The organism is Ruegeria sp. BC5 (genome assembly GCF_056539205.1).
This window is the reverse complement of the sequence record NZ_JBQFUN010000008.1, coordinates 62,195-85,995: the sequence shown is the minus strand read 5'-3', so window position 1 is coordinate 85,995 and position 23,801 is coordinate 62,195. Positions and strand designations below refer to the sequence as shown.

Here is a 23,801-nt window from a genome sequence, read left to right as displayed (position 1 = left end):
AAAGGCGATGCGGACACGTTCGGACAACTTACCGCAGACACAGCAGCACTTCGATATCCTGGTGGCACCCGGCTATGTGTTGTTGGAACTGGCCTCGCTGGTTGAAGTTCTGCGACTGGCCAACCGCGTGTGCCCAACGCCTCCGTTCTCCTATGCCTACCGGTCACTGAAAGGGGGCCCGATATCCAGCAGCAGTGAAGCGATGGTTCAGACCGATCCCGTTCCGGCGCAGCCCAAGGCGGATTACCTGTTCGTGATCGGCAATTCTGACCCGGATCACCCTGACCTTTCACTGGGGCGCGTCGTGTCGAGTTATACGTTCCGCGGGGCCAAGGTGTTCCTTCTGGCCGAGGCCGCCAGCCGCTATATCAACGAACACGGCACGGGCGACATGGCGACCCATTGGGAGAACGCCTCGTTCCTGCGTGAGCGCGGCGCCCGGTTCGAGGCCAAGCTGTCCATTGCCACCGAACAGGGCGCGGTGGTGACCTGTGCCGGGATGGAGGCGACAACAGATGTGGCGCTGGCGGTGATCGGTCGCCATATCTCGGGACCTGCCAAGATGACGGTGGCCGATATCATGCTGCATGAAAACATCCGCGATTTTTCATCAATGCAGCCGTTTTCCGGGGCGAAACTGACCGCGACGGGCGACGCCAGACTGGATCAGTGCATCAAGCTGATGCAGGCCAACATTGAAGACCCGATGCCAATCCATCAGATCGTCGAGTCGCTGCACCTGTCGAACCGGTCGCTAGAGCGGAAGTTCAAAACCTTTTTCGGTACCACGCCCAATGGATTCTATCGTGAAATGCGACTGGCCAAGGCCAATAACCTGCTGCTGAACACCACAATGAGCGTTCGTGAAATCGGGCTTGCCTGCGGATTTCCCAACGGTTTTTCCTCGGTCTACAAAAGCTTCTTTGGGGTTACGCCCTTTGTTGTAAGGCGGGAAAAACGGGCCGCGATACAACGGTGAAAATCGCCAATACAGTGACGGTTTTGGCGCATTTATTGTCGATCTTCCGTGGCATTTTGGCGCAAACCTGACACATCGGAGATTCTCAGGATGGTTGATCTTCCCAGCAAGGCCAAAGTGGTCATCATCGGCGGCGGCGTCATCGGATGCTCTGTCGCATATCATTTGACCAAGAAGGGCTGGAATGACGTTGTGCTGCTGGAGCGCAAGCAACTGACCAGCGGCACCACATGGCATGCCGCCGGTCTGATCGCGCAGCTGCGCGCCACGGCGAACATGACCAAGTTGGCGAAATACAGTCAGGAGCTTTACGGCTCGCTTGAGGAAGAGACCGGTGTGGCCACCGGTTTCAAACGCTGCGGGTCGATCACTGTGGCGTTGACCGAAGAGCGCAAGGAAGAAATCTATCGCCAGGCCGCCATGGCTCGCGCTTTTGGGGTGGAAGTCGAAGAGATTTCCAACGAACGCGTTCAGGAACTTTATCCGCATATCAACCTCGAAGGTGTGACGGGCGCGGTTTACCTGCCGCTGGACGGGCAGGGCGATCCGGCGAACATTGCGCTGGCTTTGGCCAAGGGCGCACGCCAACGCGGTGCGGTTGTCAAAGAGCGGGTGAAGGTTGCCGATATCGTCAAACAGGGACGCAAGGTGACCGGTGTCGATTGGGTTGCGGATGACGGCAGTGCCTCGGGTCATATCGAATGTGACATGGTGGTGAACTGTGCGGGAATGTGGGGGCATGAGGTCGGTCGCATGGCGGGCGTCAATGTCCCGCTGCACGCGTGCGAACACTTCTATATCGTCACCGAGAGTATTGACGGGTTGACCCAGTTGCCGGTGCTGCGGGTGCCGGATGAATGCGCCTATTACAAGGAAGACGCAGGAAAAATCCTGCTAGGGGCCTTTGAGCCCAACGCCAAGCCATGGGCGATGAACGGCATCCCTGACACGTTCGAGTTTGACCAGCTGCCTGAAGATTTCGATCACTTCGAACCGATCCTCGAAGCTGCCTGTGAACGGATGCCGATGTTGGCCGAGGCCGGTATCCATACCTTCTTTAACGGACCGGAGTCTTTTACACCCGATGATGCATACCATCTGGGCCTCGCGCCCGAGATGGACAATGTCTGGGTTGCCGCGGGGTTCAACTCGATCGGTATCCAGTCCGCCGGTGGCGCGGGTATGGCGCTGGCTGAATGGATGGATACGGGCGAGAAGCCGTTTGATCTGGGCGATGTGGACATCAGCCGGATGCAACCTTTCCAGGGCAATAAGCAGTATCTGTTTGAACGCTCTAAGGAAACGCTGGGCCTGCTTTATGCCGACCACTATCCCTATCGCCAGAAAGCCTCCGCGAGGGGTGTGCGGCGGACCCCGTTCCACCATCATCTGCTGGAAAAGGGCGCCGTGATGGGCGAATTGGCTGGTTGGGAGCGCGCCAACTGGTTTGCCAATGAAGGGCAAGAGCGAGAATACCATTACAGCTGGAAGCGCCAGAACTGGTTCGAGAACTCGGCCACCGAACACCACGCCGTGCGTGAGAATGTGGGCATGTACGATATGTCCTCGTTCGGTAAAATCCGCGTCGAAGGACCGGATGCTGAGAAATTCATGAACTATGTCGGCGGCGGCGACTATTCGGTGCCGAATGGCAAGATCGTCTATACTCAGTTTTTGAACCGCACCGGCGGGATTGAGGCGGACGTGACCGTCACCCGGTTGACGGAAACTTCCTATCTGGTGGTCACTCCGGCGGCGACCCGTCTGGCGGACCAGACCTGGATGATGCGTCACACAGGCAACTTCAACGTAGTCATCACCGATGTCACCGCGGGCGAGGGCGTTCTGGCCGTTATGGGCCCGAATGCGCGCGCGCTGCTTGAAAAGGTCTCGCCAAGCGACTTCTCGAACGCAATCAACCCGTTTGGCACCGCGCAAGAGATTGAGATCGGGATGGGTCTGGCCCGCGCGCATCGCGTGACCTATGTGGGTGAGCTTGGTTGGGAAATCTATGTTTCATCCGACATGGCAGGGCACGTGTTTGAAACCCTGCATGAGGCCGGGCAGGACATGGGTCTGAAACTGTGTGGCATGCATATGATGGACAGTTGCCGGATCGAGAAGGGCTTCCGCCATTTCGGCCATGACATCACCTGTGAGGATCACGTGGTCGATGCGGGCCTGGGCTTTGCCGTGAAGGTCGACAAGGGCAGCGACTTTATCGGCCGCGAGGCGGTGATTGCGCGCAAGGAAAACGGGCCCAAAAATCGCCTGGTGCAGTTCAAACTGACCGACGCCGAACCGCTGCTGTTCCACAACGAACCGATTATCCGGGATGGCGAATATGTGGGCTATCTGAGTTCAGGCAACTATGGCCACACGCTGGGCGGTGCAATTGGTCTGGGCTATGTCCCGTGTGAGGGTGAGAAGGCAGCAGATGTGCTGGCTTCGACTTATGAGATCGACGTGTGCGGCGTGAAGGTCCAGGCAGAGGCATCGCTAAAGCCGATGTATGACCCGAAATCCGAACGCGTTAAAGTGTAATCAAAGTGTCGGGGCGCTGTAGCGCCCCGGCTCTTATTTGCGAGTAACACAATTGGCGGTGTGACGTATCAAATATCCTTATGACCGTCTTCACAGATTTGGCGGTTTCCAAGCCTGTCTGAATTGCCGTAGAGAAACACGGTATCAGCCGGAGACCCGCCGTGGCAGACGCCCCCCTACCATCGAACAATGCAGACACGCCCAAAGGGCTTGCGCTGGCTGTGACGGCCTATGTCCTGTGGGGATTTTTGCCCCTGTATATGAAGGCACTGTCGCACGTTGGCCCGGTTGAGATTGTTGCGCATCGCGTCATCTGGTCGGTGCCTGTGGCCGGGTTGTTGCTTGTGGCGCTGGGGCGTACGCGGGATCTGAAGGCGGCGCTGGTAAACCCAAAGATGTTAGGGATGGCTTGCCTGACGGCAGCGCTGATCTCGGTGAATTGGGCAATCTATGTCTGGTCGATTGCCAATGACCGGGCTTTGGATGCAGCGCTGGGATATTACATCAACCCGTTGTTCAGCATTGCGCTGGGCGCGGTTCTGCTGCGCGAGCCGTTGACGAAAACGCAGCTGATGGCAGTGGCGATTGCGGCCCTTGGAGTGCTGACTTTGATCATCGAGGCTGGTAGCCTGCCGTGGCCAGCACTGGGGTTGATGGTAACGTGGGGATTTTATGCCTTTTTCAAGCGGTCACTGCCCATTGGCCCCAACCAAGGCTTTTTGCTTGAGGTCCTGATCCTGCTGATCCCGGCGTTGATGTACGTCACGTGGTTGGGTGTGAAAGGTACTGGCAATTTTGGGGTGGGTGCATCGGACACCTTGCTGCTGGCTGCGGCAGGGGTGGTGACGGCGGTGCCCCTGCTGGTTTATGCCAATGGGGCCAAGCTGGTACGGTTGTCGACCATGGGTATTCTGCAATACATCGCTCCGACCATGATTTTCATCACCGCCATTACCGTGTTTGGTGAACAGATTGACCGAGGACGCCTGATTGCATTTCCTCTGATCTGGACGGCTCTGGTTGTGTATTCGATTCCGATGATCCGGCAGATGCGGGCTCAGGCTTGACGTAGAAGACGGGCCGCCTCTTCGGCCCAGATCGCATAGGTTTTTGGACTTGGGTGATATCCGTCCAGCGCGACCAGTGCCGGATCGTCGGCCAGATCCATCGCCAGATACCGCGCCTGCGCGAAGCTGGCCGCAACATGCCGTAGGCCCTGATCCAACCGTCTTGCCTGATGGCCTAAGACCCAGGCCAGCGGCTGCGGCAGGGCCGGGAACCGGTTCATCTGCGGTACCGCTGTGACGGCCAATCGTTTTACGCCCAGAGGGCCGGTCAAATGCTTCAACAATTGGGTCTGGCGGTCCACGAAGCGCTTGTACGTCACGCCGCGCGTCACGTCATTTACACCGAGCGCTGTCACTGCCATGTCGAACTGGCCGCTCAGGCCGCGCAATCGGTCAATCGTATCCTGAGTTGTGTGTCCAGTGGTGGCCTCAAGCCGCCATTCGACCGTGTAGTGACTGGCCAGTCGGGACACGAGATGCCCGGACAGCGCTTGCGCCTGTGTCCCCGCACCGACCCCGGCGGCCGAGCTGTCGCCCGTGATAAGCAACCGCAACCGGGGTCCACGCCCTTCGCGCCCTTCGCGCGGGCCAATTGGTTCCGGCAGCAATTGGGCGTTGCGGCGCACCGACAGGCCCTGCATCGCCAGAACCGGCAGTAAGGGCACGCGCAACAGCTGATCCGGGGCAAAAGGCATGGTCAGTTGAGCGCGTCCTTGAATTCTAGGAACCGCGCATCGGTCATAATCCGCGCCATCATCGCCTCGCGCAGGGCACCGATGGTTTTGTGGGGGCGCATGACGACCTCGAATTCCTGGATCAGTCCATCATCGTTCAGGGTGATCAGATCGACACCCACCGCATCCAGGTCACCGACCTTGCACTGAAACTCCAACGCCCAGTCCTTGCCCGCACCCAGCACACGGCGATAGCGGAAGTCCGAGAACACTTGCCCCACGTGCCCCAGTACCGCCGCCACCGGTGCGCGCCCTGTCCAGGTACTGTAATAGGTGGGCGGTGAAAACCGCACATCCTCGGCCAGCAACTCGTGGATCAGGCTTTCATCGCCCTTGGCCACCACTTCTTGCATGTGTTTGATCGTAGGATGCATGGTCTCTCCTTCCGTATTGGAGCGAGAGTTGCTGAACCGTTCCGTTCAGGCAAGCGCGACGTTGCGGGAGGTCGCGCGCTGCGATAGGCAGGCGCGCATGAGCGAGACCTATGATCCCCCGATGACCCCCTTGGACGTGTTGCACGAGGATGCGCAGCTAATTGTGGTGAACAAGCCCTCGGGCTTATTGTCCGTGCCGGGGCGGGGCGAGCATCTGGCCGATTGCTTGCTGACGCGGGTTCAGGCGACGTTTCCGCAAGCGCTGTTGGTGCATCGGCTGGATCGGGACACTTCTGGCGTCATGGTCTTTGCTCAGACACCCCACGCTCAGCGGCATCTGAGCATGCAGTTCGAAAATCGTCAGACCCGCAAGACCTATGTGGCGCGCGTCTGGGGGCGGGTCGAGGACAAGACTGGAACCGTCGATCTGCCGCTGATCGTGGACTGGCCCAACCGCCCGCTTCAGATGGTGTGTCATGAGACCGGCAAAGCGGCCGTCACCGACTGGCGCGTGGTCAAGCATGAAGGCGAAACAACCCGCATGCGGCTGTTTCCAAAGACCGGCCGGTCGCACCAACTTCGGGTACATATGCAGGCGCTGGGTCACCCGATCCTGGGTGACCCGTTCTATGCCGAAGATGCGGCGCGGCAATTCCCGCGCCTGATGCTGCATTCCGAAGAGCTACGCCTGAAAAGCCCCGAAGGCGGGGTTGCAATGAAGTTTCGCGCCAAGGCGGATTTCTGATCTTAAGCCGTGCTGGTCCAGAACAGTTTCAGATTGCCCAGTGAAAACCGCTTCGCTCGTTTCTTAGGGACGCAAGGTCGGCGAGCGGCCATGATTTCGCGTTCGATTTCAAAGGCACGTAGGGTGTGATCCTGCGCCCAGCGGTCCAATTTCAGGGTCATCATCACGTGATTGTCGCGGCTTGGCATGGGAATTCTCCTTTCAACTGATCCCAAGTCTGGCCCATCACTCCTGACACCACCCTGTCAGGGGGGTGTGCTAGTGTGTCAGCAGATCAATCGGAGACCCCCATGCGCCGTTCGACACGCCTGTTTGAAATCATCCAGATTTTGCGTTCAGCCGAAACGCCGGTGACGGCCGAGATGTTGGCAGAAAAGCTGGAGGTGTCCGCGCGCACCGTCTATCGCGACATTGCGGCCCTTCAGGCGCAACGTACACCGATCGAGGGAGAGGCTGGTGTCGGCTATCTGATGCGGCGCGGCTATGACCTGCCACCGCTGAATTTCGATGCCGAAGAGGTCGAGGCCCTGTGGGTCGGCCTGTCGATGCTGGCGCGGACCGGGGATAGCACGCTGCAGCAGGCCGCCGACCGTGTGTGCCGCAAGATCGAGGCGTTGCGCGTGCCGACAGACTGGTTGCAGGTTGCCCCATGGGGCGCGCCGATGGACGATCCTGAAAAGGGTTGCGTACCGGTTGTGAACTATCGCGAGGCCATACGGAACGAGCGCAAAATCCGCATCACTTATGTCAACGCCAACGAAGATCGGACCGAACGGATCGTCCGGCCCGTTGCGCTGATCTATCATATCGAGTGCACCATGCTGGCCGCGTGGTGCGAGTTGCGGAACGGGTTCCGCCACTTCCGTACCGACCGTATCTGGGCCTGCGAGTTGATTGACGATCACTTTTGCGGGCAGGGTGAGCCGTTGCGCGCGATCTGGCAGGAACAGAATCACTGGGATGTCCCCACAGGTACGTCGTAATTGGCAGGTATTTGCCGATTTCACTTGATTGTTGCTTGAGCCCACCTGCGGGCAACGCGATATACTGCGCCAAACAATACGCGCCCGAAGAACGGGCGCCGGAGCAGAAGGTGATATCATGACGATTTCCAAATTTGTTTTGTCTGCCGGGCTATCCTCGGCTCTGGTCTTGGCGGCCTGTACGGACCCTGGCACGCTGAACCTGCCATCCGACCCCAATCAGAACACCAGACAAGGTGCGATTCTTGGTGGTCTGGTCGGGGCCGGAGTTGGCGCCATTGCAAACGACTCGGATCCGCTGTTGGGCGCGCTGGCAGGTGGTGCCATCGGTGCTGCAGGTGGTGGTCTGGTCGGCAACCAACTGGACAAGCAGGCGGCGGAACTGCGTCAGCAGCTGGCCAATCAGGGCATCACCGTCACCAATGCCGGAGATCGCCTGATCGTCACCGTGCCGAATGATATCAGCTTTGACACTGACAGCGCGACCGTGCGCCCGGCGCTGCGCGCCGATCTGGTGCGGGTAGGGCAGAACCTGACGCGGTATCCGAACTCGAACATTCAGGTCATCGGCCATACCGACAGCGATGGCGAGGCGTCCTATAATCAGGCCCTGTCCGAACGCCGTGCACGGTCCGTGGCAGATATTCTGCAGGCCAATGGGGTGAGCAGCGCCCGTCTCACGACTATCGGGCTGGGGGAAAACCGCCCCGCTGCGTCGAACCTGACGCCCGAAGGCAAGGCCCGCAACCGCCGGGTTGATATCGAGATTGTCCCCAGCGGCCAAACCTGACGAAACGGGGCACCTGCGGGTGCCCCTTTTTCGCACATTGACTGCGCGTCACATGGGCTTTGGTGCGCGCGTGCTTTGGGCTAGCTATTGGGAAACCCAAACCGGAGTTCCCCAATGTCCGCACCAATCCTTCTGAGCCTGTCCGGTTCGCTGCGTCAAAGCGCCACCAACCGCAAACTTCTACGCGAGGCGGCGCGGCTGTTCGACCCCGGCACCCATATCGAAGCCGACCTGAACCTGCCGCTCTATGATGGCGATCTGGAGGATGGTGAAGGCATTCCCGCGCCTGTTCAAACTCTGGCCGATCAGATCGCGCAGGCGCATGCGGTGATCATTTCCACACCCGAATACAACAAAGGCCCGTCAGGCGTGCTGAAAAACGCGTTGGACTGGGTCAGCCGAACCAAGGGCCGCCCCTGGGCTGACAAGCCGGTCGCTGTGATGTCGGCGGCGGCGGGTCGTGCCGGGGGTGAGCGCGCGCAGATGGTGTTGCGTGGCTATATGGTGCCGTTCCAGCCGCGCATCCTGCAAGGGCCCGAGATCCATCTGGCCAACAGCTCTAACGAGTTTGATGAACATGGAAAACTGACCAGCGACCGCTATGAAAGCAGCTTGCGAACCCTGATGGAGAAGCTGCGGGCCGAGGCGGGGTTCTAACGCTTGTTCACACAGGTCGGGCTGCCTAATCTACGGCCATGGCAGAGGAAATTCAGACCGATGTGATTGACCCGGCCCGCGCCGCCGCGTTGCAGGTGGCGCTGGGGCAGGAGGGAAGGGTGACCGACGGAACGCCGCTGCCGCCGTTTTTCCATCAGCTCTATTTCTGGTCGCCTCGCCCGCCGTCCGAATTGGGTCGTGATGGTCACCCCAAGGTTGGCGGGCTGATCCCCGATATGGGGTTGCCGCGCCGGATGTGGGCTGGGGGACGCTTGGAATTCAACTCGCCCTTGATCGCGGGCCGTAGTGCCAAACGTCGGTCGACCTGCGACAGTGCAACCTCGAAAAACGGGCGCAGCGGGCCGCTCGGTTTTGTCACTTTGCGGCATGAAATCTGGCAGGGGGATACCCATTGTCTGACCGAATGGCAGAATCTGGTGTACCGTCAGGACCCTTCGCCAGGTCAGGTCAAGCCCGCCCCACCCACGGCGCGCACCGATGAAACCGACCGGCACGAGGTCACGTTCGATTCCACCTTGCTGTTTCGCTATTCGGCGCTGACCTTCAATGGCCACCGCATCCATTACGATCTGGATTATGCCCGCAATGTCGAAGGTTATGCCGGGCTGGTCGTGCATGGCCCGCTGCTGGCGCAGCTGCTGATGTTGTTTGCCGAAGAATTGATGGGGCCTTTGGCGCGGTTCTCATTCCGTGCAACCGCGCCGTTGATGCATTTTGAAACCGCGACCTTGTGCCGGGAAGGGCAAACCCTGTGGGTGAGCGGCCCCGATGGGCGGCAATGTATGATCGCCGAAGCTGTTGCCCGGTCAGAGTGAGGCTTCGGGCAGGAAATCGTCGGGGATGTTATCGCGTCCGTCCAGAACCAGATCGGCCATGGCCTCGGCCACTTTGGGTGCCATGCCAAAGCCGATCTTGAAGCCTCCATTGGCAATGAACTGCCCCTGATGTAGCGGGTGTTCCCCCAGCAAAGGTGCACGACTTTTGCTGCGGGGGCGCACACCGGCCCAGCGGTCGATGACCTCTGCCCCATGCAATACAGGCACCGCGCGGGTGGCGCGATCCAGCACATCATCCAGCGCGGCATCCGTACTGGCCGGGTCATCATATTCGCGTTCCGAGGTCGAGCCGATCGCCAGTGTGCCATCCGCATGGGGGACGATATGGATCGCATCCGCAAACAGCTGTGGCACTTCCCCAGCATCGAACCGCAACAGCGCAGCCTGTCCCTTGACGCCATTGCCGACTGTTTTGCCGAAGGCTTGGCTAAGTTCCAGTAATCCGGCCAGACCAGTGGCATGGACAACCTGCCCCTTGTTCGGCGCGTCTGTCACCACCTCGACACCCATCACCGCAAGCGCAGAAACCAGCGCAGCGCAGGCGCGGCGGGGGTGCATCCGGGCACTTAGCGTATCGTGGATCACGAAACCGGTTGGGCTGGGTGGGCACCATGACCCAAGCGTATCAGTCGCAACAACACGCCATTCGGCTTGACCCTGCCACAGCTTGTCCGCCGTAACCGCGCGGGCATGGGCAAGCTCCAATGTGCGGGCGTCAGTGACGGGCTGCAACCGGCCCAGACGCGCATACCCGGCGGAAACCCCGCCGGTGGCTTCGACCTGTTTCCAGAAGGGTTCGGCCAGGATCAGGCTGTCGAATTGAAAGGCCTTCTTGGCGTTCCAGTTTTCAGGCACATGCGGGGCCAACGCGCCGACCAAACCACCGCTGGAGCCTGATCCGGGTCCGAACGGATCGACAACCTGCACCTTGGCGCCGCGCCGGGCGCAGGTCCAGGCAATGGACAGGCCAAAGATGCCCGCGCCGCGCACCGTTACATCGACCATTGCCATTCCCCTTATCCTTGTTCAGTGTCGCGCCGCTTAGCTACAGGATTCCCCGATGGCAGACCAGCGCGCCGAACTGACATGGACCGAGGATCAGATCCCGGTCTCGGACCGTTTCGACGATCCTTATTATTCGTTGCAGAACGGGTTGGAGGAAACGCGGCATGTCTTTCTGGCGGGTAATGATCTGCCCGCGCGATTTGCGCCGGGGTTTCGTATCGCCGAGCTGGGTTTTGGCACGGGTCTAAACATGCTGACTGTGTGGTCCGAATGGGAGAAATCTGGCCAAACCACGCCCCTGACCTTCACCAGTTTCGAAGCCTTTCCGATGACGCCCGAGGACATGTCCCGCGCAATGGCATCGTTCCCCGAATTGACACCGTGGAGCGACCGTTTTCTGGCGCAGTGGCAGAGTGGCGGGTGCGATCTGGGGACCCTGCGCCTTGAAGTGATCGAGGGCGACGCTCGTCAGACATTGCCTGACTGGGCTGGTCGGGCAGATGCATGGTTTCTGGACGGGTTTTCCCCGGCAAAGAACCCTGAATTGTGGGGGGCTGATCTGATGCAGCAGGTGGCGGATCATACGGCAGCCGAGGGCACGGCAGCCACCTACACTGCCGCCGGATTTGTGCGGCGCGGGCTGGAAGAGGCGGGCTTTACCGTCGCCCGAACCCCCGGCTATGGCCGCAAGCGCCATATGACCCGGGCGCGCAAGCCATGACGCAGCAGAATAACGTGCGGGCCGGAATTGGCCTGATGATCGCGGCCACCATCGTGTTTGCCTTGCAGGATGGTATCTCGCGCCATCTGGCCGGGACCTACAACACCTACATGGTTGTGATGATCCGCTACTGGTTCTTCGCCGCGTTTGTCATTGCGCTGGCAGCGCGCGCGCCGGGCGGGTTACGGGCCGCAGCGCAGACGAGCCAGCTTGGGCTACAGGTGTTTCGTGGCGTCTTGCTGGCGGCAGAGATTTGCGTGGCCGTGTTTGCGTTCACCGTTCTTGGCCTGATCGACACGATGGCTGTGTTTATCTGTTATCCATTGCTGGTCGCAGCCTTAAGCGGACCGGTGCTTGGTGAGAAAGTAGGTTGGAGACGCTGGTCCGCTATTGGTGTCGGTTGCATCGGAGTGCTGATTATCCTGCAACCCGGGGTCGGGGTGTTCAACCCGTGGGCCATCGTTCCGCTCATATCCGCGCTGATGTTTGCACTCTATGGTCTACTGACCCGGTTCGCTGCCCGTAAGGACAACGCGGCCACCAGCTTTTTCTGGACCGGAATTGCGGGTGCTGTTGCGATGACTTCGGTGGGAATGTGGTTCTGGGAGCCGATGGCCCGCCCGGACTGGGTCTGGATGGCGGTGTTGTGTGTCAGCGGCGTGTTAGGCCACTGGTTGCTGATCAAATGCTATGAGATGGCCGAGGCCAGCGCGGTGCAGCCCTTTGCCTATTTCCACCTGGTCTGGGGTACGATTTTGGGCATCACGGTCTTTGGCGAGGCGCTGCGGCCAGAGGTCGTTCTGGGCGCAGCTTTGGTCGTGGCAGCTGGTCTTTTCACGCTATGGCGCGAACGCCGCCAAGGTTGAGCCAACCAATTCCTGCGAGAAGGGAATCGGCAGAGCGGGCTGACCCAGGCGCGCACGATAGACTGGCAGGCTTTCGGCCACACGCATCACGTAGTTGCGCGTCTCGCTGAACGGGATCGTCTCGATCCAATCGACCACGTCAGTCTCACCGGCGCGGGGATCGCCATATCGATCCATCCACGATATCGGACGGCGCGGCCCGGCATTATAGCCTGCGGCCATCATCACCACATTGCCGTTGAAATCCTCTGCCAGCCCGGACAGGTAATTGGCGCCCAGCTTGGCGTTGTATTGCCAGTCCGAGGTCAGCTTGATTGTCTTGTGACCGCTGAGAATTCCCAGCTCCTTAGCTACCAGTTGCGCCGTGGCCGGCATCACCTGCATCAGCCCGCGCGCGCCCGCGCCGCTGATCACCACCGGGTCGAACTCGCTTTCGCGGCGGGCGATGGCCAAGGTCATCTCTTTCGCCATGGGCAAGCCCATATCGGCCACCGGATGCACCGGGTAATAGGCGGCGGGCAGAACAACGCCTGTTTTCGCCGCCCGTTTGGCGATCATCACCGCCAGATGCGGCTCCTTGAGTTCGATCACCAGATCGCCCAATTGCGTCGCCTGCACCTGATCCAGTTCTTCTACCAGATGGGTTAGGAAGCGTTCGGACAGGTTGTCTTCGCCCGCACGCAACAGCAGCAGCCCGGCTTCCAACACGCTGGAGTCGGCAAACTCGGCCTGTTTCCAATGCGGCGCGCGGCGAGGGTTGGCCAATTCGCTGTCAAACGGTCGTCCAATGCGTTCAGCCGCCAACAGGCCATAGAACGACGTCTGGTAATCCGCACCCATCGCATAAGCTTCATAGGCTTTGTCGGCATCGCCTTGCGCGCTATAGGCCCGACCTAGCCAGTATCCGCCGCGCCCTTTTGAGATCGGAGACTGCACCGCGCCTGAAAAGTTCTGGAAATGCCGCACGGCCGTGGCCGGATCGTTCAGCTTGCGCAGGGCCAAGAACCCCGCCAGCCATTCCAGATCGGCATAGGCATAGCCCATTTCCGGCGTCATGTGATGGTTCGCAGCGATCTGATAGGCGCGATTCACGTCGCCATTGCGCATCTCAAGCCGGGCCAGACGGCGGCGGCCCTCGGCCCATTTGTCAGGTTCACCCAGCGCCTCAGGCCCGGTCGAGCGTGCCAACATCAGGTCAATTGCGCTGTCGTCCAGCTCTTTCCGGTCGCGCCAGACAAAACGGTCAAAGGCCAATCCAGGCGCGTCGGCCAGGGATTTTGGAACGGCTGCAACCTTGCCATCGACGCCGGGCAGGCGTTTTTGCAGGGCAATCCGCGCTTCGGCCAGCTTGCGCTGATCGGCACTGACCAAGGGCAGCATCTGCCCCGCGCTGACCAGATGGTTGTCCCAAAGCATCCGATCCAGCCGCGCCGCGTGGTGGGGTCTCAGCAGCTTGCTGAAATTCTCAAGGTAATTCTTTTGCAGACCCTTACCCATCGGCATGGTGCGCCATGCAGCCACAATGTCAGCCTCGGCATCACCTTCGCGCCCTTTGGCCATCAAGGCGACAGCATAGTTCAGCGCCCCTTCGGCGGTTTGCGGCGGTACGTCGGCGTAGAATTTCAAGACCCGATCGGGATCAGCCCCGCTAAAGACCGGCTCGCTTTTGCGCCGCAGCCAGGCCAGACCCGGCCAATCCGGTCGGCGTTCCAGAAACACCAGCACATCGCCAGAGCTGCCATAGCCTTCGCGCAGCCAGTGCCAGACAATGATATCGCGGCTGACCGACCCCCGATTGCCCGAAACCCGCAGGGCGGCATTCCAGTCGCCCTTACGCATTTCGTTCATCCCGGCCCGCAGATCACCGACCGAGTCGGCCTGCGCTTGCCCAATTGACCCAAGAATCATTGCTATCAAAAGCGCTAGAACGCGTGTCATGCCTTGCATTTCCCAACCAACCAAGGATAGAGCCATTCAGGATAAACCTTGTGCCGACGGTATCAACTCACATCGCCATGATTGTGACGATCCTTGGGCACAAAAAACACAAACTGCACACTAAGGAGCGTGTCATGTTCAAAGGCTCAATGCCAGCCCTCGTCACACCGTTTTCAAACGGCGAGTTGGACCTGAAGACGCTCAAACACTTGGTGGAATGGCAGATTCAGGAAGGCTCGACCGGGCTGGTTCCTGTGGGCACCACCGGTGAAAGCCCGACCCTTAGTCATGAAGAGCATGAAACCGTGGTGGAAGAGGTGGTCAAAGCGGCCGCCGGTCGTGTTCCGGTTATCGCCGGGGCGGGGTCGAATAACACGGTTGAGGCAATCCGCTTTGTGCGATTCGCAGAACGGATCGGCGCCGATGCAGCACTGGTGGTGACGCCGTATTACAACAAGCCGACCCAAAAGGGTCTGGTGGCACATTTCCGTGCGCTGCATGATTGCGCCGATATTCCGATCATCATCTACAACATCCCCGGTCGGTCGGTCGTCGACATGACCCCGGCAACCATGGGTGAACTGGCTGAACTGCCGCGCATCGTGGGCGTCAAGGACGCCACTGGTGATCTGGCGCGCGTCAGCCAGCAGCGTGCGGCCTGTGGGCCCGCGTTCTGCCAGCTGTCCGGCGAAGACGCGACCGCGCTGGGCTTTAACGCGCATGGCGGTGTTGGCTGCATCTCGGTGACCGCGAATGTCGCACCGAAGCTTTGCGCCGAGTTCCAGCAGGCGACGTTGGCAGGCGATTTTGCCAAGGCGCTGGAATATCAGGATCGCCTGATGCCCCTGCACGAGGCGATTTTCCTCGAGCCGGGTCTGGTCGGGGCAAAATACGCGCTTAGCAAACTGGGTCTGTGCAGTGACGAGGTCCGCTCGCCTCTAACACCGCTGGAAAACAGCACCAAGGCCGCCATTGATGCCGCAATGGCCCATGCCGGTCTGATTTGAGCCCGGCCTGACCGGATGTTTTCACCCGGTTGGCAATCCCTTGGAAAAGATGGATTGGCCTGTCAGGTCAAAAAAGAAGGGGGCTTAGAGCCCCCTTTTATTATCGTTTTCCGTAGTACAGTCCAACGACGTGTTCGGCCTGTGCAAAGAATAGCCATCGGGAAATTGCAACGCCGGTCAGATGGGATAGGACGGCGAGCAATGCCAGTATGTGATGGAATGGCAGCATCAACAGGATCAGCGGTACGAAAATGGCCAACGTGAACGAGATGATCCGCAGCTTTTCGGCGTGTTTGCGCCCGACCACGTGGACGAACTCGCGCAGCAGATAGTTGGTGCCGGTATGGGGTGGTTCAAACGCCCGAACCGAACCGCGCCCGCCCAGGCCTGTAGCGGTGCCTAGATCAGTGCCGGATTGGACAAAGGCCTTGTCCCCTTGCCGCCAGTACATCAGTTGCACCGCGCCGGCGATCAACAACAACGGCATCGCCCAAGCAAGTTGCCCGGACAGAAGCGCCCCGCCCGCAAGGCTGAAGCTGAGGAACATGGCGGGTGTCAGCTTCATGTTCCAGCGCGGGATGGTCTTGAGCTGGGTATAGATCATCGATGTCGTGAACACTGTTGCCAGTGAGAACAAGGAACCGAGAACGCCCAGAGCGCCCCAGCGCTGCCCAAAAAACACCGCGCCGATGGCGTAAAGCCCCATCAGGATCAGGGCGATGACTGCGCACCAGCCTTCACGGCTGAGCCAGCTTGACCGCCATTGCGTGAAGGCCTTCATTGCGCGTTCCGGGTGGCCCAGGTGGAAGGTCGAGGCCAGCAAGCCGCCGACGGAAAGACCAAAGCCGATGGCAAAAAGCGCAAAGGCGACCCAGCCGGTGACGACGGGCAAGCCGAGGCCGAGGAAAAACAGCAGGCCAAAACCCAGGCCCGAGAGGGTGGTGAAGACGATGACGGAAGGTGCGGGATGCATCAGAGCTTCTCCAGAGTTTTGTCGAGCCAGCCAAGGAATCCTTTGGGTTCTTCGGCGACCGGGGCCAGCAGTGGGGCCAGAATGTCGATCTGATCCTCGATCTGATCCTTGGGCCGGGGTGGCAGGTATTTGTTGACGGGTTTGGTGTCCATTTCCGGCATCAGGTCCATGCCCTCACGCTCAGCCACCAGTTTGCTGACGTCGCTGTCAGGATCGCCAAGATCACCGAAATGCCGGGCCCCGGCGGGGCAAGTGCGCACGCAAGAGGGGACACGATCCACCTCGGGCAGGTTCTCGTTGTAGATGCGATCAACGCACAGGGTGCATTTCTTCATCACACCTTCCGCCTGATCCAGCTCGCGCGCGCCATAAGGGCAGGACCACGCGCATAGGCCGCAGCCGATGCAGTCGCTTTCATTGACCAGAACGATGCCATCCTCGACCCGCTTATAGCTGGCCCCGGTGGGGCACACGGTGACGCAGGGCGCGTCTTCGCAATGCAGGCAGGATTTGGGGAAATGGATCAGCTGTGCGTGACCCTCATCCGGTGTCACCTCGTAGGAATGCACACGGTTCAGGAAGGTGCCCGACGGATTGGCGCCATAGGCATCCTGATCCGACAGCGGCGCGCCATAGTTTTCGGTGTTCCAGCCTTTGCAGGAAATCACGCAGGCATGGCAGCCAACGCAGGTGTCCAGGTCGATAACCAGACCCATCTTACGTTCGGTGGATTGGGGGAGTTGGGTCATTTGCCTACCTTCCACGCCAGATCTTTCGGGCCGGTTCCCACCGGCGATTTTATAGGATCGAATTCCGGTTGGCTTTCGGCGTCACCCGGGGCTTCGGCTTTTTCGATTTTGACCTTCAGGTCGAACCAGGCGGCCTGACCGGTAATGGGGTCGGAGTTGGCCCACCGCATGCCATCGCCTTTCGGCGGCATCAGCTCGTGAATCAGATGGTTCAGCAGGAAGCCCTTGGTGGCCTCGGGCGCGTCCTCTTGCAGGGCCCAGGCGCCTTTGCGCTTGCCGATGGCGTTCCAGGTCCAGACGGTGTTTTCATTCAGCGCCGCCATTTCCATGACCGGCACCGTGATTGCCCCATGCGGCGAGCTGACCTTGGCCCAGTCACCATCCTGCAGCCCGTGCTCGCGCATCAGTTTGGTTGGGACATAAAGCGGGTTGCGCCCATGCAACTGGCGCAGCCAGGCGTTCTGGGTGCCCCAGCTATGGTACATTGCCATCGGGCGTTGGGTCAGGGCGTTGACCGTGAAACCTTCGTTGCCTTGTTGATCGGTCTCGTACCAGATCGGCAGCGGGTCCATCACATCCTTGATGCGCTGGCGCAGGTGCTCGGGCGGTTGCCGCTCGCCATGTCCCTCGGCCGCCAGTTGGAATTTGCGCATCGGTTCCGAGTAAAGCTGGAACAGGTATGGTTGCGGGCTGTCATAGATACCCATGCCCACGGCCCAGTCCTGATAGGATGCGTTCCACGGTTTGTAATAATCCGCGCCCTCGGGAATATGCGCGACGTAGAATCCGCCGTTGTCGATATAGCGGTTCAGCTGTTCCGGGTTGACCTCGCCACGGCCTTCCTTGTCGCCATCGGGGCCACGGAATCCGGCCAGCGGGCCAATGCCCGGGCGGCGTTCGTGGTTGACGATGTAGTCGGCATAGTCCTTCCACTTGGCGCTGCCATCTTCGTTGGTGAAGCCGGGCAGGTTCATGCGGTTGGCCAGTTCGATCAGCACCGACTGGAACCCCCGCACGTCGCGGTCGGGTTCGATCACCGGCCAGCGGATCGCATCGGCGGCGGCATCAGCCTCGCAGATCGGGCGGTCCAGGAGCGAAATACAGTCGTGCCGTTCCAGATAAGTAGTGTCGGGCAAGACCAGATCGGCATAGGCCACCATTTCCGAGGAATAGGCATCGGAATAGATGATGTTCGGAATGACGTAATTTCCGTCATCATCTTTGGCGGTCAGCATTTCCATCACGCCTTTGGTGTTCATGGACGAGTTCCACGACATGTTTGCCATGTACATAAACAGCGTGTCGATCTTGTAGGGATCACCCGCAGCAGCGTTTGAAATCACCATATGCATCAGCCCGTGGGCCGACATCGGGTTTTCCCAGGTGAACGCCTTGTCGATGCGAATGGGGCTGCCGTCATCGTCCAGCAGCAGATCGTCGGGACCGCGTGGAAAGCCCAGATGCGGCCCGTTCAGCGGTCGGCCCGGACGGCGGTCGCCATGCGGTGTCGGGTGCGCCTCGACCGGTTTGGGATAGGGCGGTTTGAAACGGAAACCTCCGGGCACTTCGACAGTGCCCAGCAGGATTTGAAGCACGTGCAGCGCGCGGCAGGTCTGGAACCCATTTGCATGGGCCGATACCCCGCGCATCGAATGGAAGCTGACCGGACGACCGATCATCTTGGAGTGCTTCTCACCCCGGAAATCGGTCCATTCGTGGTCCAGTTCGATCGCTTCGTCAAAGGCAACACGGGCGATTTCGGCCGCGATGGCGCGGATGCGTTGCGCCGGGATGCCACAGCGTTCGGCCACGGCCTCGGGCGCGTTGTCGTCGCTGAGGTATTTGTCCGCCATCAGGTGGAAGACCGGGCGGTGGGTGACGCCATCTTTTTCGTAAGTCGCCGACAGGTCAGGGCGCACACCCGGCTTGTCAAAGGCGGTCAGCTCGCCTGTGGTGCGGTCGATCACCAGCGGTTTTCCATCGGCGTCGCGCAGGAACAGGCCTTTCTCGGGGCCTTCGGCGGCATTCACCAGAACCGGCGCATTGGTGTAGCGGCTGAGGTAATCAAGGTCGATCTTGCCCGCCTTCATCAGCACGTGGATCAGCGACAGGATGAACAGCCCGTCGGTGCCCGGCGTGATCCCGACCCAATCATCGGCCACAGCGTTATATCCCGAACGGATCGGGTTCACCCCGATCACCCGCGCGCCGCGCTTTTTGATCTTGCCGATGCCCATCTTGATCGGGTTGCTGTCATGGTCCTCGGCCACGCCGAACAGCATGAACAGCTTGGTGTGATCCCAGTCGGGCTGACCGAATTCCCAGAATGCGCCACCCATGGTGTAGATGCCACCCGCCGCCATGTTGACGGAACAGAACCCGCCATGGGCCGCATAGTTGGGGGTGCCGAAATTCTGCGCCCAGAAGCTGGTGAAGCTTTGGCTTTGGTCGCGACCGGTAAAGAAGGCCAGTTTCTGCGGCGCAGTTTCGTGCAGCTCGTTCAGCCAGCCAACGGCAGTGCTGATCGCTTCGTCCCATTCGATCTCGCGAAACTCACCCGAGCCGCGCGGGCCAACCCGGCGCAGCGGCTTGCGCAACCGCGACGGCGCGTTGACCTGCATGATCCCGGCCGAGCCCTTGGCGCACAAAACGCCCTTGTTCACCGGATGGTCGCGGTTGCCTTCGATATAGGCGACCTTGCCGTCTTTCATGTGAACGTTGATGCCACAGCGGCAGGCACACATGTAACAGGTGGTGCGCCGAACCTCGTCCGAGACTTTAGGGCTGGTGTCTATCTTCGGTTGCTGGATGGTCATCTGGCGTCCTTCTGTCGGGGCGGATCAGGTCAGGAAAGTTATTCCGGCTAGGATAGTTCCTGCAATGAAAAGAGTTTCTAAGACGATCAGGGCAATGGCTGCGCCGCCGACCGACAAGATTTGTTTCAGGTTGGTCTTCATGCCGACCGCCGCGATGGCGATCAGCAGCAGCCACCGTGATGCCTGGCTAAGCAGTTCAGTGATGAAAGGCGGGATCAGGCCGAATGAGCTGGCGGCAGCCAGAATAAGAAAACCAAGGACAAAGCCCGGAAGGATCGGGGGCCGTTTGCCGGTTTCATCCATTTCAGCAACGCCGCGGATGATAAGCGACGCGACCAGAACCACCGGGGCCAGCATCGCCACACGGATCAGTTTCACCAGCGTTGCGGTATCGCCGGTCTGTTCCGAGATCGAAAAGCCTGCGCCGACCACTTGCGCCACGTCGTGGATCGTACCGCCCAGAAACACGCCCCCTGCGACATCGCTCATGCCCAGAATGCGCACTAAGATTGGATAGGCGATCATCGCAATGGTCGATAGAACGGTGACACCCAGAACGGTAAAAATCAGGCGCTCTTCGGATCGTTCATCTTTGGGTAGAATGGCGCTGATGGCCATCGCGGCAGAGGCCCCGCAAATCGCGACAGAACCGGCGGTCAGAAAGGCAAAGCGCCATTTGTGGCCAAAGAATCGGGCAACCAGAAGGCCAAAGCCAATTGTTGCTAGAACCCCGCCCACGACCAGAGCGATCAGGTCCCAGCCCAGCCCCATCATCAGCGTCATTGAAACCCGAACACCCAACAGCGCCACGCCCAGGCGTAGCAGCGATTTTGCGGCAAAGCCGATACCAGGGACGGTTTTACCCTCTTCCCCCAAAAAGCTAAGCGCAATGCCCAAAAGTAGAGCCATCAGCATGGCTGGCGTCGCGTAATGCTCAGACAGGAATTTGGCAGATACGGCAACGATGATCGCCACCAGAATGCCCGGGAAAAGGGTGCGGGCCTTTTGGGTGGCGTTTACACCGACAAGATTTGAAATCTGGGTCATGGCCAGCATTTATTCGACGGTCCTTCCTGACGCAGCGGCGTCATCGGCGAGTATGCCGCCGAAGTTATGCTGGTTCCGGATCAGCATGTCTCGGGCTCGGCATCGTCGTGCTGGGCCTGAACAGCGGTCACTGCAATCATGTGCAGAACATCATCTGCCGAACAGCCGCGTGACAGGTCGTTTGCTGGTTTCGCCAGTCCTTGCAGAACCGGCCCGATGGCCTCGGCCCCGCCAATACGCTGTGCGATCTTGTAGCCGAGGTTCCCGGCATCGAGATTCGGGAAGACAAACACGTTGGCTTGCCCCTTCAACGGCGAATCCTTGGCCTTTTTGCTGGCAACTTCGGGCACGTAGGCGGCGTCGAACTGCAGCTCTCCGTCGATCAGCAGATGCGGGCTTGCGGCTTTGGCGATCCGGGTGGCTTCGACCACCTTGGAAACTTTGGGATGGTTGGCGCTGCCGCCTGTGGAAAAGGACAGCATGGCAACACGGGGTTCTTGGCCGGTCAGTGCGTGGTACGACGCCGCCGATGCCTGCGCGATTTCGGCCAGTTCCCGTTCGTCGGGATCAACAACCAGACCGCAATCGGCAAAGATGTGAACACCCTGAACCGCGTGGTGGTCGCGGTCATAAATCATCAGAAAGAAGCTGGACACCATATGGGCGTCGGGCGCTTTGCCAATGATCTGCAAAGCGGCGCGCACAGTGTCCGAGGTGGTTTCAACCGCCCCTCCGACGGTGCCATCAGCCAGTCCCAGGTGGACCAGCATGGCGGCATAGTTCAGGCGGCTTCTGATCAGTTTCTGCGCGTTCTCTGGCGTCATGCCCTTGTGCTTGCGCAGCTCATAATAGGTCGTGGCGAACCGATCTGTATGGGGGGATGTCGCGGGGTCATGGATGGTAATCCCGTCCACATCGGATCCGCCTTTTTCCGCCAGCAAGGCGGTGATCTTGGCGTGATCGCCCACAAGGATGATATCGGCGGCATTTTCGGCACGCGCTTTCAGCGCACCTTCCACCACACGTGGATCATCGCCCTCAGCAAGGGCGATGATCTTTTTGGAACTGGTCGCAGCCCCAAGTATTTGGCGCAGGGGCTTCACAGTGATCAGGCCCCGGCTTGCGGTGTCATGTCGCCAGCTTCGACGCCTGCAACAGCGACCGGCTTTTTCATGGCGTCGCGGCGGAAAGGCTCACCCAGTTCCTGGTTGATCAGAGCTTCGATCAGGGTGGTGATGCCGTTCTTCTGGTCCTCAATCGCCTGGTTCAGCGCTGCGGTCAGCTCTTCCTGGGTGCGTGCAACGACGCCCTTCAGGCCGCATGCAGTCGCGATACCGGCATAGGACACTTTGGTGTCCAGCTCGGTGCCGACGAAGTTGTCGTCGAACCACAGGGTCGAGTTACGCTTTTCCGCGCCCCACTGGTAGTTGCGGAAAACGATTTGAGTTACGGCGGGCCATTCTTCGCGGCCGATCGCTGTCAGTTCGTTCACGGCGATACCGAATGCACCGTCACCGGCAAAGCCGACAACCGGAACGTCAGGCTGACCGATTTTCGCACCAACGATGGCGGGCAGGCCGTAACCACAGGGGCCGAACAGGCCAGGTGCCAGGTACTTGCGGCCTTCTTCGAACGCCGGATAGGCGTTACCGATGGCGCAGTTGTTGCCGATGTCGGACGAGATGATCGCCTCTTTCGGCAGCGCGGCCTGGATTGCGCGCCATGCCATGCGGGGGCTCATCCAGTCGGGCTTGGCTGCACGCGCACGCTCGTTCCAGGAGGTGCCCGGATCGTCGTCCTCGTGAGTCATCGAGGTCAGTTCCTGTGCCCATGCCGATTTCTTCTGGGCGATGCGGTCCTTACGCGCCTGACGGCCTTCGTCGCCGGCGGTGTCGCTCAAACGAGACAGGATGCCATTGGCCACTTTGGCGGCGTCGCCGATGATGCCGACGCTGACGTCCTTGGTCAGGCCGATGCGGTCAGGGTTGATGTCGACCTGAATGATCTTTGCATCCGCAGGCCAGTAGTTGATGCCGTAACCGGGCAGGGTCGAGAACGGGTTCAGACGGGTGCCGAGGGCCAGAACAACGTCGGCCTCCGAGATCAGCTCCATACCGGCTTTCGAACCGTTATAGCCCAGAGGGCCAGCAAACAGCGGGTGCGAACCGGGGAACGCGTCATTGTGCTGGTAGCCAACGCAGACCGGGGCGTCCAGACGCTCGGCCAGGGCTTTCGATGCTTCGATGCCGCCTTCGGCCAGAACAACGCCCGCGCCGTTCAGGATGACAGGGTTTTTGGCGTTCGACAGCATTTCGGCAGCTGCGGCAACCGCATCTTCGCCGCCCGAGGGACGTTCGAAATCAACAATTTTGGGCAGTTCGATGTCGACCACCTGGGTCCACATGTCACGCGGGATGTTCAGCTGAGCCGGAGCGCTGGCGCGCTTGGCGTTCATGATCACGCGGTTCAGAACTTCGGCAACACGCGACGGATCACGTACTTCTTCCTGATAGGCAACGCAGTCTGCGAACATGCGCATCTGCTCCATCTCTTGGAAGCCGCCCTGACCGATGGTCTTGTTGGCCGCCTGCGGGGTGACCAGCAGAACCGGCGTGTGGTTCCAATAGGCGGTTTTTACAGCAGTGACAAAGTTGGTGATGCCGGGGCCGTTCTGCGCAATCATCATCGACATTTTGCCGGTGGCGCGAGTGTAACCGTCGGCCATCATGCCGCCCGAACCTTCGTGGGCGCAGTCCCAGAACATGATCCCGGCTTTCGGGAACAAATCCGAGATCGGCATCATCGCCGAGCCAATGATACCGAATGCATGTTCGATACCGTGCATTTGCAGGACTTTAACAAAAGCCTCTTCAGTCGTCATTTTCATGTGTGTGATCTCCGCGCATGTGTGGAATGGCCGGGCCCGGTGCCCCGCCCTTGGATACGGTT

General features: G+C 60.1%; 22 protein-coding genes. 11 read left to right on the top strand and 11 right to left on the bottom strand.

The window, feature by feature from the left end; translation table 11 throughout:
• The first annotated feature begins 7 nt into the window (after positions 1-7).
• The 3 genes from ACR0LY_RS16580 (at position 8) to rarD (ending at position 4,590) form a co-directional block, all read left to right on the top strand.
• The gene (locus ACR0LY_RS16580; protein ID WP_170351026.1) at positions 8-979 is read left to right on the top strand and encodes a GlxA family transcriptional regulator; all 972 of its coding nucleotides are present in this window, start codon (positions 8-10) and stop codon (positions 977-979) included.
• A gap of 90 nt (positions 980-1,069) precedes the next feature.
• A complete protein-coding gene (locus ACR0LY_RS16575; protein WP_170351025.1) occupies positions 1,070-3,523 on the top strand; it encodes a GcvT family protein in 2,454 nt (817 codons plus the stop codon).
• A 161-nt stretch (positions 3,524-3,684) separates the two neighbouring features.
• The gene (gene rarD, locus ACR0LY_RS16570) at positions 3,685-4,590 is read left to right on the top strand and encodes an EamA family transporter RarD (RefSeq protein ID WP_170351024.1); all 906 of its coding nucleotides are present in this window, start codon (positions 3,685-3,687) and stop codon (positions 4,588-4,590) included.
• On the opposite strand, the gene ACR0LY_RS16565 is transcribed toward rarD, so the two are convergent.
• Together ACR0LY_RS16565 and ACR0LY_RS16560 are read right to left on the bottom strand one after the other, a co-directional pair.
• On the bottom strand, positions 4,581-5,285 hold the full coding sequence (locus tag ACR0LY_RS16565) for an SGNH/GDSL hydrolase family protein (RefSeq protein WP_170351023.1): 705 nt from the start codon (positions 5,283-5,285) through the stop codon (positions 4,581-4,583). The two genes, rarD and ACR0LY_RS16565, sit on opposite strands and share 10 nt — an antisense overlap.
• A gap of 2 nt (positions 5,286-5,287) precedes the next feature.
• Positions 5,288-5,698, bottom strand: coding sequence for a nuclear transport factor 2 family protein (locus tag ACR0LY_RS16560; RefSeq protein ID WP_170351022.1), 411 nt, complete (start codon positions 5,696-5,698; stop codon positions 5,288-5,290).
• 97 nt (positions 5,699-5,795) lie between these two features.
• Here ACR0LY_RS16560 and ACR0LY_RS16555 point away from each other — a divergent pair, with 97 nt between their 5' ends.
• Positions 5,796-6,443, top strand: coding sequence for an RluA family pseudouridine synthase (locus tag ACR0LY_RS16555; protein ID WP_170351021.1), 648 nt, complete (start codon positions 5,796-5,798; stop codon positions 6,441-6,443).
• Between the two features lie 2 nt (positions 6,444-6,445).
• Here ACR0LY_RS16555 and ACR0LY_RS16550 read toward each other — a convergent pair whose 3' ends face one another.
• Positions 6,446-6,631: a hypothetical protein gene (locus tag ACR0LY_RS16550; protein WP_170351020.1), complete on the bottom strand. Its 186-nt coding sequence runs from the start codon at positions 6,629-6,631 to the stop codon at positions 6,446-6,448.
• Between the two features lie 102 nt (positions 6,632-6,733).
• On the opposite strand from ACR0LY_RS16550, the gene ACR0LY_RS16545 reads away from it, so the two are divergent.
• From ACR0LY_RS16545 to ACR0LY_RS16530, 4 genes are all read left to right on the top strand, one after another.
• Positions 6,734-7,426 (top strand): helix-turn-helix transcriptional regulator, encoded by a 693-nt coding sequence (locus tag ACR0LY_RS16545; protein ID WP_170351019.1) that lies wholly within the window; start codon positions 6,734-6,736, stop codon positions 7,424-7,426.
• A 118-nt stretch (positions 7,427-7,544) separates the two neighbouring features.
• Positions 7,545-8,216: a YiaD family glycine zipper/OmpA-like lipoprotein gene (locus tag ACR0LY_RS16540; RefSeq protein ID WP_170351018.1), complete on the top strand. Its 672-nt coding sequence runs from the start codon at positions 7,545-7,547 to the stop codon at positions 8,214-8,216.
• A 114-nt stretch (positions 8,217-8,330) separates the two neighbouring features.
• Positions 8,331-8,873, top strand: a complete 543-nt coding sequence (locus tag ACR0LY_RS16535; protein ID WP_170351017.1) for an NADPH-dependent FMN reductase — start codon at positions 8,331-8,333, stop codon at positions 8,871-8,873.
• Positions 8,874-8,911: 38 nt separating this feature from the next.
• Positions 8,912-9,709, top strand: coding sequence for an HTD2 family dehydratase (locus ACR0LY_RS16530; protein WP_170351016.1), 798 nt, complete (start codon positions 8,912-8,914; stop codon positions 9,707-9,709).
• Here the strand turns inward: ACR0LY_RS16530 and ACR0LY_RS16525 are convergent.
• Positions 9,701-10,741: an NAD(P)/FAD-dependent oxidoreductase gene (locus tag ACR0LY_RS16525; protein ID WP_170351015.1), complete on the bottom strand. Its 1,041-nt coding sequence runs from the start codon at positions 10,739-10,741 to the stop codon at positions 9,701-9,703. The two genes, ACR0LY_RS16530 and ACR0LY_RS16525, sit on opposite strands and share 9 nt — an antisense overlap.
• Before the next feature lie 49 nt (positions 10,742-10,790).
• Here ACR0LY_RS16525 and mnmC2 point away from each other — a divergent pair, with 49 nt between their 5' ends.
• Positions 10,791-11,456 carry a tRNA (5-methylaminomethyl-2-thiouridine)(34)-methyltransferase MnmC2 gene (gene mnmC2, locus ACR0LY_RS16520; protein WP_170351014.1) on the top strand — a complete coding sequence of 222 codons (666 nt, stop codon included), beginning with the start codon at positions 10,791-10,793 and terminating at the stop codon, positions 11,454-11,456.
• Positions 11,453-12,322: a DMT family transporter gene (locus tag ACR0LY_RS16515; protein ID WP_170351013.1), complete on the top strand. Its 870-nt coding sequence runs from the start codon at positions 11,453-11,455 to the stop codon at positions 12,320-12,322. The genes mnmC2 and ACR0LY_RS16515 overlap by 4 nt, the downstream gene beginning before the upstream one ends.
• Here the strand turns inward: ACR0LY_RS16515 and ACR0LY_RS16510 are convergent.
• On the bottom strand, positions 12,296-14,260 hold the full coding sequence (locus ACR0LY_RS16510) for a lytic transglycosylase domain-containing protein (protein ID WP_170351134.1): 1,965 nt from the start codon (positions 14,258-14,260) through the stop codon (positions 12,296-12,298). The two genes, ACR0LY_RS16515 and ACR0LY_RS16510, sit on opposite strands and share 27 nt — an antisense overlap.
• Before the next feature lie 134 nt (positions 14,261-14,394).
• Between ACR0LY_RS16510 and dapA the strand changes: the two genes are divergently transcribed.
• Positions 14,395-15,267, top strand: coding sequence for a 4-hydroxy-tetrahydrodipicolinate synthase (dapA, locus tag ACR0LY_RS16505; RefSeq protein WP_170351012.1), 873 nt, complete (start codon positions 14,395-14,397; stop codon positions 15,265-15,267).
• Positions 15,268-15,367: 100 nt separating this feature from the next.
• Here the strand turns inward: dapA and ACR0LY_RS16500 are convergent, their stop codons facing one another.
• The 6 genes from ACR0LY_RS16500 to xsc all read right to left on the bottom strand — a co-directional run bounded on the left by ACR0LY_RS16500 (position 15,368) and on the right by xsc (position 23,739).
• Positions 15,368-16,240, bottom strand: a complete 873-nt coding sequence (locus tag ACR0LY_RS16500; RefSeq protein ID WP_170351011.1) for a dimethyl sulfoxide reductase anchor subunit family protein — start codon at positions 16,238-16,240, stop codon at positions 15,368-15,370.
• Entirely contained in the window at positions 16,240-16,989 is a 750-nt protein-coding gene (locus ACR0LY_RS16495) for a 4Fe-4S dicluster domain-containing protein (protein ID WP_170351010.1), read from the bottom strand. The genes ACR0LY_RS16500 and ACR0LY_RS16495 overlap by 1 nt, the downstream gene beginning before the upstream one ends.
• On the bottom strand, positions 16,986-19,805 hold the full coding sequence (locus tag ACR0LY_RS16490; RefSeq protein ID WP_170351009.1) for a molybdopterin oxidoreductase family protein: 2,820 nt from the start codon (positions 19,803-19,805) through the stop codon (positions 16,986-16,988). Before ACR0LY_RS16490 ends, ACR0LY_RS16495 begins: the two co-directional genes overlap by 4 nt.
• A 24-nt stretch (positions 19,806-19,829) precedes the next feature.
• On the bottom strand, positions 19,830-20,852 hold the full coding sequence (locus tag ACR0LY_RS16485; protein ID WP_217360549.1) for a YeiH family protein: 1,023 nt from the start codon (positions 20,850-20,852) through the stop codon (positions 19,830-19,832).
• An 80-nt stretch (positions 20,853-20,932) separates the two neighbouring features.
• On the bottom strand, positions 20,933-21,955 hold the full coding sequence (gene pta / locus ACR0LY_RS16480) for a phosphate acetyltransferase (protein WP_170351007.1): 1,023 nt from the start codon (positions 21,953-21,955) through the stop codon (positions 20,933-20,935).
• A 5-nt stretch (positions 21,956-21,960) separates the two neighbouring features.
• Entirely contained in the window at positions 21,961-23,739 is a 1,779-nt protein-coding gene (gene xsc, locus ACR0LY_RS16475) for a sulfoacetaldehyde acetyltransferase (protein WP_170351006.1), read from the bottom strand.
• Positions 23,740-23,801 lie beyond the last annotated feature (62 nt).

Bases quoted from the DNA above. Each gene is read 5' to 3' on its own strand.
- ACR0LY_RS16580 (WP_170351026.1), top strand. From the start codon at position 8: ATGCGGACACGTTCGGACAACTTACCGCAGACACAGCAGCACTTCGAT.
- ACR0LY_RS16575 (WP_170351025.1), top strand. From the start codon at position 1,070: ATGGTTGATCTTCCCAGCAAGGCCAAAGTGGTCATCATCGGCGGCGGC.
- ACR0LY_RS16565 (WP_170351023.1), bottom strand. From the start codon at position 5,285: ATGCCTTTTGCCCCGGATCAGCTGTTGCGCGTGCCCTTACTGCCGGTT.
- ACR0LY_RS16560 (WP_170351022.1), bottom strand. From the start codon at position 5,698: ATGCATCCTACGATCAAACACATGCAAGAAGTGGTGGCCAAGGGCGAT.
- ACR0LY_RS16555 (WP_170351021.1), top strand. From the start codon at position 5,796: ATGAGCGAGACCTATGATCCCCCGATGACCCCCTTGGACGTGTTGCAC.
- ACR0LY_RS16550 (WP_170351020.1), bottom strand. From the start codon at position 6,631: ATGCCAAGCCGCGACAATCACGTGATGATGACCCTGAAATTGGACCGC.
- ACR0LY_RS16545 (WP_170351019.1), top strand. From the start codon at position 6,734: ATGCGCCGTTCGACACGCCTGTTTGAAATCATCCAGATTTTGCGTTCA.
- ACR0LY_RS16540 (WP_170351018.1), top strand. From the start codon at position 7,545: ATGACGATTTCCAAATTTGTTTTGTCTGCCGGGCTATCCTCGGCTCTG.
- ACR0LY_RS16535 (WP_170351017.1), top strand. From the start codon at position 8,331: ATGTCCGCACCAATCCTTCTGAGCCTGTCCGGTTCGCTGCGTCAAAGC.
- ACR0LY_RS16530 (WP_170351016.1), top strand. From the start codon at position 8,912: ATGGCAGAGGAAATTCAGACCGATGTGATTGACCCGGCCCGCGCCGCC.
- ACR0LY_RS16525 (WP_170351015.1), bottom strand. From the start codon at position 10,741: ATGGCAATGGTCGATGTAACGGTGCGCGGCGCGGGCATCTTTGGCCTG.
- mnmC2 (WP_170351014.1), top strand. From the start codon at position 10,791: ATGGCAGACCAGCGCGCCGAACTGACATGGACCGAGGATCAGATCCCG.
- ACR0LY_RS16515 (WP_170351013.1), top strand. From the start codon at position 11,453: ATGACGCAGCAGAATAACGTGCGGGCCGGAATTGGCCTGATGATCGCG.
- ACR0LY_RS16510 (WP_170351134.1), bottom strand. From the start codon at position 14,260: ATGACACGCGTTCTAGCGCTTTTGATAGCAATGATTCTTGGGTCAATT.
- dapA (WP_170351012.1), top strand. From the start codon at position 14,395: ATGTTCAAAGGCTCAATGCCAGCCCTCGTCACACCGTTTTCAAACGGC.
- ACR0LY_RS16500 (WP_170351011.1), bottom strand. From the start codon at position 16,240: ATGCATCCCGCACCTTCCGTCATCGTCTTCACCACCCTCTCGGGCCTG.
- ACR0LY_RS16495 (WP_170351010.1), bottom strand. From the start codon at position 16,989: ATGACCCAACTCCCCCAATCCACCGAACGTAAGATGGGTCTGGTTATC.
- ACR0LY_RS16490 (WP_170351009.1), bottom strand. From the start codon at position 19,805: ATGACCATCCAGCAACCGAAGATAGACACCAGCCCTAAAGTCTCGGAC.
- ACR0LY_RS16485 (WP_217360549.1), bottom strand. From the start codon at position 20,852: ATGACCCAGATTTCAAATCTTGTCGGTGTAAACGCCACCCAAAAGGCC.
- xsc (WP_170351006.1), bottom strand. From the start codon at position 23,739: ATGAAAATGACGACTGAAGAGGCTTTTGTTAAAGTCCTGCAAATGCAC.